Genomic DNA, 14,722 nt, shown 5'->3' with positions numbered 1-14,722 from the left:
GGCCACCGCGCGCCCCGGCGGGCGGGGCGCCGCCCGGTCCGGCGCCGCACGCCCCTCCGGGCGCCTCGGCGGCGACGCGGCGCGTGGTGAGAACGACCCCGCCGCCATGGCCGTGGCCAGCGACCGGCTGCTGCGCTCCCCCTCGGCCAAGGAGTCGCTGCAGGAGGCCGTCGGCACCGTCCGCGACGTGCTGGACGCCGACGGCGCCGCCGTCCTGCTCGCCGAACGCGACGGGCGGCTGGTGCTGGGCGCCGCGTCCGGCCTGCCCACCGAGGCCCCGGTGGAGGAGCTGTCGGTGGTCGGCCTGGGCCCCGGCGCCCGCGGCGGCGCCCCCTGGGTGGCCGCCGACGAGACCGACCCGGTCGCCGCCGCCCTGCGCGCCCGCTCCCTGGCCGCCGCGCCGCTGCTGTCCCAGGGCCGCCTGACCGGCCTGGTCGTCGCCGTGGCGTCCGCCCCCGGCCGGTTCGCCGAGGGCGACGCCGCCCGCCTCGGCCGGCTCGCCGAGGAGATGTCGCTGTCGCTGGAGAAGGCCCGCATCGGCGAGCTGGAACGCTCGTGGCGCGGCTGGCTCAGCTTCGTCGCCGAGGCCAGCGACCTGCTCGCCGGCACCCTCGACCAGGAACGCACCATGGCGCTGGTCGCCCAGCTGGTCGTGCCGCGGCTGGCCACCTGGTGCGCCGTCTACACCGTCGCCGACACCGACGGCGACCGCGACCGCCTCGCCTACGTCTGGCACGCCGACGAGACCCACGCCGACGGGCTGCGCGAGCTGCTCGCCCACGCCGACCTCGCCCCGCCGATGGACGCCCCCGGCCCCTGGAGCGGTTTCGGCGCCGCCCCGCGGGAGGTCCGCGCCGCCGCCGGAAGCACCGCCCACGACCAGGCGTACGCGTTCCCGCTGATCGCCCGGGGCCGCCGCATCGGCACCATCGTGATCGGCCGCCCGCCCGGCGAGCGCTTCCCGCGCAGCGCCATCGAGCTGGCCGAGGAGCTCAGCCGCCGCGCGGCCCTGGCCATCGACAACGCCCGCCTCTACTCGGCCCAGACCGCCATGAGCAGCGCCCTGCAGCGCAGCCTGCTGCCGCCCGGCGTCCCGGAGATCCCGGGCCTGGAGGTCGCCGTGGTGTACGAGCCGGCGGGCGAGGGCAGCGAGGTCGGCGGCGACTTCTACGACGTGTTCGAATGCCCCGAGCCGTCCGCCGGGCCCGCCGCCGCCCACCGCTGGCGCTTCGCCATCGGCGACGTGTGCGGCACCGGCCCGCAGGCCGCCGCCGTCACCGGCCTGGCCCGGCACGCCCTGCGCATCCTGGCCGCCGAGGACATGTCCGTGCCCGACGTGCTGGCCCGCCTCAACCGGCTGATCCTCGGCGAGGGCGAACGCGGCCGCCTGCTGACCCTGCTGCACGGCGAGATCACCCCGCGGCCCCGCCGGGACGGCGTCTCGATCACCCTGACCAGTGCCGGCCATCCGCCGCCGCTGATCCTGGACCCGGACGGCACCGTCCGCGAGGCCGCCGGCCCGCAGCCGCTGCTGGGCGTGTTCGACGGCGTCGAGTTCCACACCGACACCATCGGCCTGCGGCGCGGGCAGGTGCTGCTGTGCGTGACCGACGGCGTCACCGAGCGGCGCTCCGGCGCCCGGCTGCTGGGCGACGGACAGGGCCTGGAACGGCTGCTGTCGGGCTGCACCGGCCTGAGCGCCGGCGCCGTCGCCGCCCGCATCCAGCGGGCCGTGCGCGACTTCGGGCCCGAGCCGTCCAACGACGACGTCGCGCTCATCGTCCTGCGGGCGTCATGAGCCGTCCGGCCAAGGGCGCCCCCGCGGTGGCGTCATCAGCACTCGCAATCGGTAAGGTGGGGTGACGTGGGGCTGGCCTTGCATACGACGCGACACGACGGCCGCGCGACGATCGCCGCGCGTGGCTCCATCGACCTGCACTCCTCCGAGGAGCTCAGAGAACGGCTCACCGAGCTGGTCGACGCGGGGGAGCGGGAAGTCGTGGTCGACCTCACCGCCGTCGACTTCTGCGACTCCTCCGGCCTGAACGTGCTCGTGCGCGCCTACAAGCACGCCCGCGCCCAGAACGCCACCCTGATGGTGACGGGCGCCTACGGGCGCGTCGAGAACGTGCTGCGCACCACCGGGCTCGACCGCTTCCTGATGGCGGGCGCCACGGGCGGCGGCGAGGGCTCCGAGGGCCGGGTGTGATGCGCGGCGACGACGACACAGACACATGGACCCCCGCCCCGTGGACCCCCAACCCATGGACCCTCGCCCCGTGGACCCTCGCCCCGTGGACGCCCGACCGGCGGCCGGCCCCGCGAACCCCCCGGCGGCCACCGCGATGACCGAGACGACGCTGCGCGCCGCCCCCCAGACCGAGGCCGTCGAGTACGCCCGCCGCCTCGCCACCCGCACCATGCGCACCTGGGCCCTCATGGACCGCGAGGAACTGGTCACCGCGATCGTCGCCGAACTGGTCGCCAACGCCGTCCGGCACGCCGGCACCGCCCTCGAGCTGCGCCTGCTGCGCGACGAGAACCGGGTCCGGGTGGAGGTCCGCGACCGCGCCACGCAGATGCCGCGCCTGACCGTCCCCGGCCCGCTGGACGAGTCGCACCGGGGCCTGTTCATCGTCGACCGCTTCGCCACCGCCTGGGGCGCCGACCCCGTGTCCGGCGGCAAGGTCGTCTGGGCCGAGGTCGCCATCTGACCCCGGCCCCCGCGCGCCCGGCTAGCCCGTCGGCGTGACCCGGAGGGTCACTGGGTCTCCCGGTACAGCTCGGCGACCATGAACGCCAGGTCGAGGGACTGGCCGCGGTTGAGCCGCGGGTCGCAGGCCGTCTCGTACCGCTGGTGCAGGTCGTCCTCGACGATCTCGTGGCCGCCGCCCACGCACTCGGTGACGTCGTCGCCGGTGAACTCGATGTGGATGCCGCCGGGGTGGGTGCCGAGCGCCCGGTGCACCTCGAAGAAGCCGGTGACCTCGTCCAGCACGTCGTCGAACCGGCGGGTCTTGTGCCCGCTGGGCGCCTCGAAGGTGTTGCCGTGCATCGGGTCGCAGATCCAGGCCACCGGGGACCCGCTGCCGTGCACCTTCTCGATCAGCGGCGGCAGCGCGTCGCGGATCTTCTCGGCGCCCATCCGGGTGATGAACGTCAGCCTGCCCGGCTCGCCCTCGGGGTTGAGCCGCTCCATCAGGGCCAGCGCGTCGTCGGCGGTGGTCGTCGGGCCCAGCTTCACCCCGATGGGGTTGCGGATGTGCCGCAGGAACTCCACGTGGGCGCCGTCGAGCTGCCGGGTCCGCTCACCGATCCACACCATGTGCGCCGACACGTCGTAGGGGCGCCCGCTGCGGCTGTCGATACGGGTCAGCGCCCGCTCGTACTCCAGCAGCAGCGCCTCGTGGCTGGAGTAGAACTCCACGCCGTGGAACTCCTCGGGATCGGCCCCGCACGCCTTCATGAACGCCAGCGCCCGGTCGATCTCACCGGCGAGCCGCTCGTACCGGCGCCCGGCCGGGCTGCCCGCCACGAAGTCCTGGTTCCAGGCGTGCACCTGCCGCAGGTCGGCGTACCCGCCCGTGGTGAACGCCCGGCACAGGTTCAGCGTGACGGCCGAGCAGTAGTAGGCCTGCAGCAGCCGCCGGGGGTCGTTGCGCCGCGCCTGCGGGGTGAACTCGAAGCCGTTGACGGCGTCGCCCCGGTAGGCAGGCAGCTCCACCCCGTCGCGCACCTCGACCGGCTTGGACCGCGGCTTGGCGAACTGCCCGGCCATCCGTCCGATCTTCACCACCGGCACCCGGCCGGCGTAGGTGAGCACGACGGCCATCTGCAGCAGGGTCTTGAGCTTGTTGCGGACGGCGTCGGCCGTGGAGCCCGAGAAGGTCTCGGCGCAGTCGCCGCCCTGCAGCACGAACGCCTCGCCCCGGGCGACCGCCGCCAGGCTCTCCTTGAGCTGGTCGCACTCGCCCGCGAACACCAGCGGCGGCTGCTTGGCCAGCTCCTCGACCACCGTGCGCAGCTCGGCCTCGTCGTCCCATTCGGGCTGTTGCAGTGCCGGGAGGGCGCGCCAGGCGTCGAGCTCCCCCGTGACGCTAGATGTACTCACGGGCATCAAGGCTATGGCACTCCGGCAGGCCCGGCATGACGTCCACGACGTAGAAAACCGGAAAACTTCCGGAGGCCGCCCCAGCCGCGGCCTTGCGGGAGGGTAAAAAACGGAAGATCGTCCCGGCCGGGCGGACGTGGAGTCCGCCGGAGAGCGGTCCGCCCGGCCGTCGCGTTCACACCGCGTTACGGGATGTCACGCCGCCTTGCTGCCGGCGGTGGCCGCGCGGACGGCCGCGGCGGCGACCTTGCGCTCCGGCACGCCCTGCGGGGCCGCCGTCGCCGCGGCCTGGACGGCCGCCGCACGCGCGGGCCCGCGCTGCCCGGTCAGGTCCGCCTCGACGGCCATCTGCCGCAGCCGCCGCAGGGACCGGTCGGTGATCTGCCGCACCCGGTTGTGGCTCAGGCCGTACCGGGCGCCGATCTGCGCGTACGACAGCGGCTGGCCGTTGTCCATGCCGAACCGGGCCCGCAGGATCGCCGACTCGCGCTCGGGCAGCCGCTCCAGCAGGCGGCCCAGGCCCTCGGTCTCGTCCAGCGCCAGGATCTCGGCCTCCGGCGTCACCCCGTCGGGATCCTCCAGCAGGTCGCCCATGGCGGTCTCGCCCGCGTCGTCGACCGTGGCGTCCAGGCTGGCGGGATCGCGGCGCCAGCTCAGCAGCTCGTCGACGTGCTCGGGCTCGGCCCCCACGGCCTCGGCCAGCTCCTCGCGCGTGGGATCGCGGCCCAGGTCGCGGCCCAGCTGGCGCTCGGCCCGCCGCAGCCGCGACAGCTCCTCCTCCACGTGCACCGGCAGCCGGATCGTCCGGGCGGTGTGGCTGAGGCCACGCCCGATGGCCTGCCGGATCCACCAGGTCGCGTACGTGGAGAACTTGAAGCCGCGCCGGTAGTCGAACTTCTCCACCGCGCGCATCAGCCCCAGGTTGCCCTCCTGGATGAGGTCGATGAGGGGCAGCGCGTCGGTGGGGTACTTGCGGGCGATCGAGACCACCAGGCGCAGGTTGGCCTCGACGAAGCGCTGCTTGGCGCGCAGCCCGGCCTCGACGAGTTCCTGCAGCTCCTCGCGGGTGGTCCCGTCGGGGATCGGGCCCTCCTCCAGGAGCTGTTCGGCGTACAGGCCCCCCTCGATCGCCTTGGCCAGGTCGACCTCCTCCTCCGCGTCCAGCAGGGGGGTTCGGCCGATCCGGTCGAGGTACGCCCCGACGAGGTCCTTGTCGAGGGCGTCGATCCTGTCGCCCTTGCTACGGGTTGCAGCCATCCTGACCCTTCTCCGGTGCGATCTCCCTAGAAGGAGAACGCCAATTACCGCTCTGTGATTCCCACGTCGGGAATACTGCGGGGCTGTCCACCGCTACCCAGGCTGATACCCCGACCGAGGAGAAACCGACATGGCGACGGTCACACTGACCGCTGACAACTTCGACGACGTGGCCCAGAGCGACGGGATCGTGCTGGTCGACTTCTGGGCGGCCTGGTGCGGCCCGTGCCGGCGCTTCGCCCCGGTCTTCGAGAAGGCCGCCGAGAAGCACTCCGACATCGTGTTCGGCAAGGTCGACACCGAGGACCAGCCCGAGCTGTCGGAGCGCTTCGGCATCAGCTCGATCCCCACCCTCATGGCGATCCGCGACGGCGTGATCGTGTTCGCCGAGCCCGGCGCCCTGCCGGACGCGGTGCTGGAGAACGTGATCGAGCAGGTCCGCGGCCTGGACATGGAGGACGTGCGGCGTCGCCTGAAGTCCTGACGGACCTCACGGCCCGGGCCCTGCCCGGGGCCTGGTGAGGTTCGTGTACGCCTTGGGTTCGGGTTCGGTGGCGCGGACTGGACGGATCCGCTCGGCGGGAGTCGGATGGAGGCACGACCGTCCGGCGACCGTAAGGGAGGAGATCCGGTGATGCCCGCGCCACTGCTGCCCCGGCCTCGGATGCTGCCCTGGCCTCGGGCGGTGCTGCGCCGGGTCGCCCGGTACGGCCCGCTCGCCCGGCTCCTCCAGGCCGGCCTTCCCATCCGGGCCGAGGACTATGTCCAGGACGGCCGGTACGTCATCCGGGCCGACCTGCCCGGCGTCGACCCGTCCCGGGACGTCCGCGTGTCCGTGCACGACCGCACCCTGGAGATCAGGGCCGTCCGGCGGGCCGACCTGAGGAACCGGAACCGCACCGAGATCCCCTACGGTCTGCTGCGCCGGGTCGTGACGCTGCCCCGCGGCGCCGACGGCGACACCCTCACCACCCACTACGCCGACGGCGTCCTGGAGATCGCCCTCGCCGTCCCCGGCAACCGGCCGCGCCGCTGACCCGGCGCCCCTGGGCGTGGTAGACCATGGACACGTGTTGGCTGATGTGGTCGAACGTCTGGCGTGCCCGATATGCGGGGAACCGCTGCTCCTCGAAGACAAGGCGCTGCGCTGCGCACGAGGGCACGCGTTCGACATCGCCCGCCAGGGCTATGCGAACCTCCTGCCCGGCAACGCCCGCCCCGGCACCGCCGACACCCCCGAGATGGTGGGCGCACGCGAGGACTTCCTGGCCACCGGCCATTTCGCCCCCATGGCGGACGCCCTCACCGAGATCGTGACCACCCAACCCGAGACCGGATGCGTCCTCGACGCGGGCGCAGGCACGGGCTACTACCTGAGCGCGGTGCTGAAGCCGCTGGAGCACGCGGTGGGCATCGCGCTGGACCTCTCCAAGTACGCCGCCCGGCGCGCGGCCCGCGCCCATCCGCGGATCGGAGCCGTGGTCGCCGACCTGTGGCGCCCCCTCCCGGTCCGCACCGACTCGGTGGACGCGATCGTCAACGTCTTCGCGCCCCGCAACGCCGCGGAGTTCCAGAGGGTGCTGCGCCCCGGCGGCCTCCTGATCACCGTCACCCCCTCGCCCCGGCATCTCGGCCCCCTCGTCGAAGCCCTCGGCCTGGTGACGGTGGACGAGCAGAAGAACGAACGCGTCGACTCCACGCTCGGCGAGCACTTCACCCTGGAGTCACGGCGCACCCTGGAGTACCAGGCGACCCTCGACCACACGGAGACCGAAGCACTCGTCGGCATGGGCCCCAGCGCCCATCACGTCCCCGCCGACGAACTCCGACGCCGCCTGACCGCCCTCCCCGCGCCGGTCACGACCCCACTCTCCTTCGTGATCTCCACCTTCCGCTCCACCCCATAGCAACCCCCCACGCGCAGCCCTTCGGCCAGGCTGCTCACGGAAATCCGCGGTAGCGCGGATGGATGCCGGTTCCGCATCGTCGCCGGGGGAGGATCCCAGCGAGCCACTATCGCGGCGACGCCCTTCGGGCCGAGTCAGCATCGGCGGCCCTGACGAAAGGAGCGAGCGTCTTGCCATGGCTGGCGCCTGGCGCCTGGCGCAGCAGGCCAGCCGGATAGGCCGGTTGCTGCCGGGTGCCGGTCATGGCGCCGCTGAGGACGCGGGGCGTGCGTCGGCCAGTGACCGTGCGCGCAAGACCGGGCGTGCGCCGTCACTCGGGCGCCAGCGGGGCGGCGAGCTGCGGCCGTACAGAGTACGCGACGGGCTTCGGGGCGAAGAACGTTGGGTCGCGTATGGCCGGTGGGGGGCGACGCCCCTGTCAGATGCGAGCGGCCGGCCGGGCCCCTGCGGAAGGCGACGACGGGCATCGGCGATCGGCTTTCCACAGAGGCGACCTCACACGCCCATCACCCGCGCGACAGCGGGCGCCGAGCCGGGCGGATGCGCCCCATGTTCGCGGGCATGTCTGGCAAGTCGTGCGCCATCGCCCTGGCCGTGAAGCCGACAACGCCTGGCCACCCGGGGTGGGGGTTAGGAGTCGCGTTGGTCCAGCCAGTCGAGGATCACGCGCATGCCGTCATGCCAGTGCTGTTCGAGGATGGCGGCGGCGGTGGACGGGTCGCAGGCGGCCAGAGCGTCGACGATCTCCACGTGCTGGCGGTCGGCGTCCTCCCGGGAAGGTGCCTCCCGCATGTAGGTCAGCTCGTAGCGGGAGACGTTCGTCCGGAGGCGCCTGACGAAGGTCATCAGGTGGCCGTTGCCCGACGCCGCCACAAGCGCGCCGTGGGCTTCGGTGTCGAGGCGCCAGCGCCGGACCGGGTCCGTGCAGCGTGCCAGCTCCCCGAAGGTCTCCCGGAGGGCGTCCAGCGTGGCGGGATCCAGGGGACGCGCCGTGCGCACGGCGAGGGCTTCCAACGAGCCGAGGATCGGGTACAGCTCGACGACCTCCCGGCGGACCAGGGGCCGGACCGTGAAGCCGCGGGCCAGCGAGGACGACAGGACTCCCTCGGCCTCCAGCCGCAACAGGGCCTCACGCACGGGAGTACGGGAGACGTCGAGCGCGCGGCTCAGGGACGCCTCGGTGAGCGCGGCGCCCGGCGGATAGTGCCCGTTGAGGATGAGGTCCACGATGCGGGCGTAGACCGCCTCGCGGAGCGGTTCGGGCCGGGGGATGGGTTGCTGCGCTGGCTCTGCCGGGATCATTGACGATAGGGGCTTTCCTCGCGGTGCCGACGCTCGAACTCCGAGCGCATGCAGAGCGTATCCAGCGCGGGCATCCGGTCCACGGCGAGGATCCCGTCCAGATGATCGATCTCATGCTGGAGGAGTTCGGCGAGTTCTCCTTCGGCGCGCATGGCGTGGTGCTCTCCGTCGCGGGACTGCCACGAGACGTCGATCCACGTTGAGCGCTCGGCCCGGCCGAAGAACTCGACGGAGAAGCTGAGGCAGGTGTCCCAGGGCTGCCAGGTCTCGGCGGAGCGGTTCGTGATCCGGGGGTTCACCAGCACCCACGGCTCGTCGATGGACATGTAGACGAGCCGGACGGGCGCGCCGATCTGGGGTGCTGCGATGCCGCGTCCGTACGTGGTGCGCCGCACCCAGTCCGCGAGGGTGTCGGCCAGGTCGCCGACGAGGCCGTCGAGCTCCGGCGACTTCGGGTCGATCTCCCGCACGGGTGTCCGGAGCGCCGGGTCGCCGAGTTGAAGGGTCGGTCTGATCGTCATTCGCCTATCGTATACGATACGCAAATGACGGATCTGTCGCTCGGCAACATCGAAGAGGCCGCTCGCCTCATCGATCCCACGTTCTTGAACACGCCGCAGTTCGTCGACGCCGCCCTGTCCCGCCGCCTCGGCGCCGACACCCTGGTCAAGTTGGAAACGCTGAACCCCATCCGGTCGTTCAAGGGCCGCGGAGCGGACTACTACCTGCGGCGGGTGCCCGGCGGCCGGACGGTGGTTTGCGCGTCGGCCGGCAATTTCGGGCAGGCCGTCGCGTACGCGGGCGGTGCGCGCGGGGTGGAGGTCGTCGTGTTCGCGGCGACGAGCGCGAACCCCGCCAAGGTCGCGCGAATGCGGGAACTCGGCGCCGAGGTGATCCTGACCGGTGACGACTTCGACGCCGCGAAGGTCGCCGCCCGCGCCTATGCCGCCGAGGACCCCGCACGGCTGTTCGTCGAGGACGGTGACGAGGCGAGCATCGCCGAGGGCGCCGGCACGATCGGAGTCGAGCTGGCGCCACTGGGCGTCGGGACGTTGCTGGTGCCGGTGGGGAACGGCGCGCTCATCGCCGGTGTCGGCCGCTGGCTGAAGGAGGTCTCGCCCGGCACGAAGATCATCGGCGTCTGCGCGGCCGGGGCGCCCGCGATGGCCGACAGCTGGCGGCAGGGCCGGCCGGTCGCCTCCTCCTCACCCCGGACGGCGGCCGACGGCATCGCCGTGCGCGAGCCCGTCCCCGCCGCCGTGGACCGGATGCTGAACTGTGTGGACGATGTCGTGCTGGTTGACGAGGAGCACATCCGCCGGGCCGTCCGGGTGGTGCGGGACACGCTCGGCCTGCTCGTGGAGCCGGCCGGCGCCGCCGGGATCGCCGCCGCCCTCCAGCACGGGATCTCCGGGGACGGACTGGCGACGATCATCACCGGCGCCAACCTCGCTCCCGACCTCCGCGCCGAGCTCACCGGCACCGGCGGCCGCGCGGATTGACCGGCCACCACCCTCCCCGAGGCCCATCGGCGAACGCCTGCGCGGCATGATTCGAGGCCGCGGACCGGCAAGAGGCACGGCGGCCTGCCGAGGAACTGCCCGGCCGAACGGCCCCTCATGAAACGGCGGCCGACACCGCTGGCTGCAGCGATCGGCGCGGCCGGAGCGACCGGCATGACCGGTACCCAGCCTCGCCAGCCGGGATGCCGCCCCGACAGCTCACGCCGTCCGAGCGCCTACCCGGCCGCCCGCGATGCCGGGTTCGTCCCCGCCCGTGCCCCTTTTTTTGCGGGCGCCTGCGGCGTGCTGGTGGGCGGGCACGATCGTGGAGTTCACCCCCGCTGCGAAAACCGGCCGTGGCTCTCTTCACCAGGCACCAGCGGGGACCGGAACGCCTCGCCCTCGATTTCGAGGTGACGCACCAGGGCGGCGGTGAACTCGGCGACGTGCCTGTCGTGCAGCGTCAGGTGGGAGCCGTTGAAGTCCGCTGGGTACGGGCTGGCCCGCGCCCGAACGCGCGGCAAACGGCACCTGTCGTTCTGGTTCTCTCCTCCCGCATGGCGCCGTCGTGGTGCCGCTGGCCGCCCGCAGCTCGGCCGCGAGCGGGGCCGCATGCGGCGGTTGTGGGTGACGACGACTACGTCGCGGTGCCTCGGAAGTCCGTCAACGCTTCGCCCTCGGATTCGGGTGACGTACCGGGGCGGCGGTGAACTCGGCGACGTGCCTGTCGTGCAGCGTCAGGTGGGAGCCGTTGAAGCCGGCCGGGTACGGGCTGGCCCCCACCTGCACGCGCGGCGAACGGCACCTGTCGTTCTGGATCATCTCCCCCCGCATGGCGCCGATCGCCGCCGTCGTCCCGCCGCTGACCGCCCGCAGCCCGGCCGCGAGCGCGGCCGCATGCGGCGGTTGTGGGTGGCGACGACCACGTCGCGGTGCCCCGGAAGTCGGCAACGCCTCACCGATCATTGGCCCCGTCCTGGGCGGCCGGCTGTCTCGCGGGCGAGTAAAAGCGCAGTGCACATCGTGTCAGCGAGAGGAAAGCGAAAGGTCGCCGTGTCCTGTTTCACTCAGGTGCGAGGCAGCCCTGTGTGGCACTGGGATCTCGACAAGGAGTTCGGCATGCGAGTGATGAACGGTATTCGCCGTGCGATCGCAGGCGGTGCGGTGGGGGCGTCCATGTTGATCGTCGGCCAGACGGCCGCGCTCGCCGACGCCCCGGCGACCGCGGAGCCGAGCTGGTGCCAGTTCTGGGAGGTCAACGTGACGATCGAGCCGGGCGGCGCGGCGACCGGGCATCGGTATGCCGACATGCTCATCCAGAACGACTCAGACAACGACTGCAGCGTCACCACGAAGGTGGGCTTGAGGCTGCTCGACGCCGAAGGAAACCAGCTCCCCACTCGTGCCGTCTATCCGTCCGAGACTCCGGAACCGGTGACGCTGGAGCCGTTCCAGACGGCTGTCATCCCCATGGAGTGGGTCGTCGTTCCCACCGGTGACGAGCCCGATGACGGTCCGTGCCAGCCCGAGCCGGCGGCGGTGGACGTCGACCTCCCGGGAAATGCCGAGCCCCAGCCGGAGTGGAACGTGGTCGACTGGACCTTCGGCCCAGTCTGCAACAAGGGAACGCTCAAGCTGTCGCCAATCAAGGTCAAGGCGTGAATCAGCCACCCCGCTTGTCCCCCCGGCGATTCCGCGGTGGACTGTGAGCAGAGATTCCGCGGTGGACTGTGAGCGGAGCAGCAGGTGTCCTCGCCACTCAAGGCGAAACATAGCTGAGCGGCCTGGCCGCCGAGGAGGGAAACGGGCATGCGCGAGTCGTTGCGCGTGCCCGCTTTCCGTGTGCGGTCGCCCTGGTGGATATGGAGCCGGGCGGTCTTGGCCCATCCGCAATCCCGGTGCGTCAACCTGGGGGCCCCGGGCCAGGTCGGCCGAACTAATCTGATCCGACCTCGCAACAGCCCTAATAATGCTTCGCCACGTTTCTGATCTCGGTGGCGATGGTGTTTTGCGAGGTCTGCCGAGGGCGCCGCGGTCCTGTCGCGGTTGGAGGAGTACACCGCCGGAGTGTTCGCGGGGTCGCCGCAGCCGAACCAGCGCGCACGGGCGAGTCGTATGTGCGGGGGCTGTTGCCGGACGGGCGCCATAAGCCGATGCAGCCGATGGCGGAGCGGCTTGGCGTCGATCATCAGCGGCTGCAGCAGGTCCCGACGTCCTCGACCTGGGATTTGGCTGCGGTACGGCGTCGGTCGGCGGCGATGACCGACCAGGTGGACGCTCCGGCGGGGGGCGATGACACCGTTGAAGCGGCCGGGCAGGTCGCGGGTGAACTGCTTGGCGGCGGCTTTGGCGGCCTCGAAGCGGGTGGGGGTGACGTCGCGGGCCATCATCGACAGGGAGACGTCGACGGCGACCATGACGGTGGCGCGGTCGCGGGGGACCTTGACGCCGGTGGCGGGGCGGGCGAAGCCGGCTCCGCCCAGGTACGGATCCTCGTCTCCAGGGCGGCCCGGCAGTACGCGGGCACGCTGGGCAAGGTCGGTGACTGCCAGGTCAGGTTGAGCATGCGCGCGGTCACCGCCGCCTCGGCCGCGTTCACTGGCGCGCCCGCCGACTCGGATGACGCGCGCGGATGAGCCCGTTCCCGACGCGCCGACGCCGGGGAACACTGAACGGCGCCAGAGGGCGGGTGCTTTGACTGCGCCTGCCGTCTGCGCCTGCCGTCTGCGCCTGCCGTCTGCGCCTGCCGTCTGCGCCTGCCGTCTGCGCGTCCTCGGAGTGTTGGGACGGCACCTGAGCGGGGGCGGAGGGGCTGGCGCCCGTGTCCCGCGCCACCAGGAACCCCGCACCGGCCAGCAATCATCCCGTGGCGCTTGCACCCCTGTCGCTGATCCAGGCGTCGACCCGACGCAGAACCGGCTCCACCCGCGACACGGCGACGACCCGCATGAGCAGCAGGGCCAGGTGCCCGCCTCGTGCGGCGGTCGTACAGGGCTGTGCTGCTTCCACTTGTGCTGACCCGCGTGTGGGTGATCAGACGTGAGGTGGCCGTGCACTTCTGGCCGGTGGATTCGAACCCAGCATGCAGTTCGGCACCACCACCCTCCTCAAACGCGACCTCGCCGTCGCCGCCCTCGCCGCGCGCCGAGTGCGGCCTGCTTGGCGACGCGTTACAGGTCCCGCGTCGGCGAGGACGGTCGAGGCCGGGCGCTGCGGTCATGAAACGGGCCCGTGAATGACGGGTTCCTGCCTTCCTCGGCCGCAGTCGGTGTGGGGCAAGTGGTGGCGACGCAGCTGCGGGAGAGCTGAACAGCAGCCCGAAGCCGGTCGCCCACAGGCGCCATTGCTGCGGTAGCGGAGTAGCTGGCAGCGGGTGGTCGGCGCGGTGATGCCCAGGGCCAGGGCCGTCAGGAAGACCGGCGCGGAGGCGGCGATCATCGACTTTCGCGGTGGTCATGCGACTCGCTCAGTCCGGTGTCGCTGCGCTGGGCTGTCATGACCGCGTCGAAGTCCGGCTCGGCGATCAGCTTGTCGGCTGCCTCGTTGACGTGGCGTTTCGGCGTGGGCAAGCAGCGCGCCGTCTTGCCGCGCATCTCTGTCTGGACGCGTTTGCCGGCTCCCGCACCGGGTGATGACGGTGTGTCTCACCGTGGTGGAGCCGGTGAACGGCACCGCGTCCGCTTCGGGATGGCCCACGATCGCTGAGCCGGCCTCGCGCCTGCCGAACTCGACGGAGGGGCGGGGAGCGGGTGGCACAGGGTCCTGGTCAAAAGCGTCGGTGCAGTGCGGGGCGGCGTCGCGACGGTCAGGTCTGAGGGCCGGCCGTCGCGAGCTTTGAACGCAACGGCGATGGCGGTGTTGCCAGGTGGTTTGGCTGGTGGCGGCGGTGACCGTGCTGGCTGTGGGCGGGGCCGCCGCCGGAGTGCCCTACGGCGAGCGCGGGCCCGCACCGACACCGCCAGCTCGACAAGGGCGGCGGGGCGATGTCTTCCCACCGCGTCGTCACGACAACGGCTGGACTCTCTGCTGCAGAGGCCGCAGCGCTCGATCAGGTCGTTCAATCCTGAAAACTGGCTGACCAGCGCAAACTTGCAACGCCTCGGCAAGCGGAACGAAACGGCAGACGTGAACGCCGGTGATCGACGCATACCGACGGCTATGACGCCGCCGACCATGCCTTCCCACGCCTTGTCGCTGTCGCGGGCTCCGCAGGCGGCACCCTCACGTGGACGTGCCCTGGACCACTGAGATGCCGGCGTCCCCCGGCCGCCTCGATTTGACTGCCTCGATCTTGCCTGCCTAAAGTCTTCCGCACCTGAGGGATGCGGGACGCCGCAAGGCGGACGGCCCCGGGGACCAGATCTGGAGACGGCTCCGAGCGGCGCTCGGTGTGCTGTAGACTGATCTGGTCAGCCCGAACGGGGTGCTGGACGCCGGTGAGGCGGCCGACCCGGTGGGCAACCTCCACGAGTCGAAGTTGAGCCGATCAAGGCTCTTGTTCGATTTGTGGGACCCCTGGTCTGGACATCCATTGTCGAATTGACCCAGAAGCGGTCAGTTTGACAGGAGGAAAAGGCCAGGTAAATTAGAAGAGTCGCCCCGGGGGCGGGAAACGCGAAAGCGGGAACCGCGCGGTGGGTGTC

General features: G+C 72.0%; 15 protein-coding genes and 2 pseudogenes. 9 read left to right on the top strand and 8 right to left on the bottom strand.

Annotated features, from left to right (window positions below):
* From ABD811_RS21790 to ABD811_RS21780, 3 genes are all read left to right on the top strand, one after another.
* Positions 1 to 1,798, top strand: a 1,798-nt coding sequence (locus ABD811_RS21790; protein ID WP_344950633.1) for a SpoIIE family protein phosphatase, incomplete at its 5' end; no start/stop codon positions are given.
* A gap of 66 nt (positions 1,799 to 1,864) precedes the next feature.
* Positions 1,865 to 2,209: an STAS domain-containing protein gene (locus ABD811_RS21785; protein WP_344950631.1), complete on the top strand. Its 345-nt coding sequence runs from the start codon at positions 1,865 to 1,867 to the stop codon at positions 2,207 to 2,209.
* Positions 2,210 to 2,294: 85 nt separating this feature from the next.
* Entirely contained in the window at positions 2,295 to 2,714 is a 420-nt protein-coding gene (locus ABD811_RS21780) for an ATP-binding protein (protein ID WP_344950628.1), read from the top strand.
* 47 nt (positions 2,715 to 2,761) lie between these two features.
* Here ABD811_RS21780 and ABD811_RS21775 read toward each other — a convergent pair whose 3' ends face one another.
* Both ABD811_RS21775 and ABD811_RS21770 read right to left on the bottom strand, forming a co-directional pair.
* Positions 2,762 to 4,117, bottom strand: a complete 1,356-nt coding sequence (locus tag ABD811_RS21775; protein ID WP_344950626.1) for a class II 3-deoxy-7-phosphoheptulonate synthase — start codon at positions 4,115 to 4,117, stop codon at positions 2,762 to 2,764.
* 189 nt (positions 4,118 to 4,306) lie between these two features.
* Positions 4,307 to 5,368 (bottom strand): sigma-70 family RNA polymerase sigma factor, encoded by a 1,062-nt coding sequence (locus ABD811_RS21770; protein ID WP_344950624.1) that lies wholly within the window; start codon positions 5,366 to 5,368, stop codon positions 4,307 to 4,309.
* Between the two features lie 130 nt (positions 5,369 to 5,498).
* Here ABD811_RS21770 and trxA point away from each other — a divergent pair, with 130 nt between their 5' ends.
* The 3 genes from trxA to ABD811_RS21755 all read left to right on the top strand — a co-directional run bounded on the left by trxA (position 5,499) and on the right by ABD811_RS21755 (position 7,275).
* Positions 5,499 to 5,852: a thioredoxin gene (gene trxA, locus ABD811_RS21765; RefSeq protein ID WP_344950622.1), complete on the top strand. Its 354-nt coding sequence runs from the start codon at positions 5,499 to 5,501 to the stop codon at positions 5,850 to 5,852.
* A 150-nt stretch (positions 5,853 to 6,002) separates the two neighbouring features.
* A complete protein-coding gene (locus ABD811_RS21760; RefSeq protein ID WP_344950620.1) occupies positions 6,003 to 6,404 on the top strand; it encodes an Hsp20/alpha crystallin family protein in 402 nt (133 codons plus the stop codon).
* Positions 6,405 to 6,438: 34 nt separating this feature from the next.
* Complete coding sequence (locus ABD811_RS21755) at positions 6,439 to 7,275, top strand: putative RNA methyltransferase (RefSeq protein WP_344950617.1); 837 nt, start codon at positions 6,439 to 6,441, stop codon at positions 7,273 to 7,275.
* Between the two features lie 630 nt (positions 7,276 to 7,905).
* On the opposite strand, the gene ABD811_RS21750 is transcribed toward ABD811_RS21755, so the two are convergent.
* Together ABD811_RS21750 and ABD811_RS21745 are read right to left on the bottom strand one after the other, a co-directional pair.
* Positions 7,906 to 8,577, bottom strand: a complete 672-nt coding sequence (locus ABD811_RS21750; protein WP_344950615.1) for a GntR family transcriptional regulator — start codon at positions 8,575 to 8,577, stop codon at positions 7,906 to 7,908.
* Positions 8,574 to 9,098 carry a peptide deformylase gene (locus tag ABD811_RS21745; RefSeq protein WP_344950612.1) on the bottom strand — a complete coding sequence of 175 codons (525 nt, stop codon included), beginning with the start codon at positions 9,096 to 9,098 and terminating at the stop codon, positions 8,574 to 8,576. The genes ABD811_RS21750 and ABD811_RS21745 overlap by 4 nt, the downstream gene beginning before the upstream one ends.
* Positions 9,099 to 9,122: 24 nt before the next feature.
* On the opposite strand from ABD811_RS21745, the gene ABD811_RS21740 reads away from it, so the two are divergent.
* Positions 9,123 to 10,079: a threonine ammonia-lyase gene (locus ABD811_RS21740; protein ID WP_344950610.1), complete on the top strand. Its 957-nt coding sequence runs from the start codon at positions 9,123 to 9,125 to the stop codon at positions 10,077 to 10,079.
* A 332-nt stretch (positions 10,080 to 10,411) separates the two neighbouring features.
* Here ABD811_RS21740 and ABD811_RS21735 read toward each other — a convergent pair whose 3' ends face one another.
* Positions 10,412 to 10,603 (bottom strand): hypothetical protein, encoded by a 192-nt coding sequence (locus ABD811_RS21735; RefSeq protein ID WP_344950608.1) that lies wholly within the window; start codon positions 10,601 to 10,603, stop codon positions 10,412 to 10,414.
* A 139-nt stretch (positions 10,604 to 10,742) separates the two neighbouring features.
* Positions 10,743 to 11,045 carry a hypothetical protein gene (locus ABD811_RS21730; protein ID WP_344950605.1) on the bottom strand — a complete coding sequence of 101 codons (303 nt, stop codon included), beginning with the start codon at positions 11,043 to 11,045 and terminating at the stop codon, positions 10,743 to 10,745.
* 153 nt (positions 11,046 to 11,198) lie between these two features.
* Between ABD811_RS21730 and ABD811_RS21725 the strand changes: the two genes are divergently transcribed.
* Entirely contained in the window at positions 11,199 to 11,741 is a 543-nt protein-coding gene (locus ABD811_RS21725) for a DUF4232 domain-containing protein (RefSeq protein ID WP_344950602.1), read from the top strand.
* A 338-nt stretch (positions 11,742 to 12,079) separates the two neighbouring features.
* A pseudogene (locus ABD811_RS21720) lies at positions 12,080 to 12,322 on the top strand (transposase); the annotation flags it as partial.
* Between the two features lie 84 nt (positions 12,323 to 12,406).
* Here the strand turns inward: ABD811_RS21720 and ABD811_RS21715 are convergent.
* Both ABD811_RS21715 and ABD811_RS21710 read right to left on the bottom strand, forming a co-directional pair.
* Positions 12,407 to 12,466, bottom strand: a pseudogene (locus ABD811_RS21715) (hypothetical protein); the annotation flags it as partial.
* A gap of 1,047 nt (positions 12,467 to 13,513) precedes the next feature.
* A complete protein-coding gene (locus tag ABD811_RS21710; RefSeq protein ID WP_344950599.1) occupies positions 13,514 to 13,672 on the bottom strand; it encodes a hypothetical protein in 159 nt (52 codons plus the stop codon).
* Between the last annotated feature and the right edge of the window lie 1,050 nt (positions 13,673 to 14,722).

Source organism: Actinomadura miaoliensis (genome assembly GCF_039536785.1).
GTDB lineage: Bacteria > Actinomycetota > Actinomycetes > Streptosporangiales > Streptosporangiaceae > Spirillospora > Spirillospora miaoliensis.
This window is presented reverse-complemented; position numbering and strand designations above follow the sequence as displayed.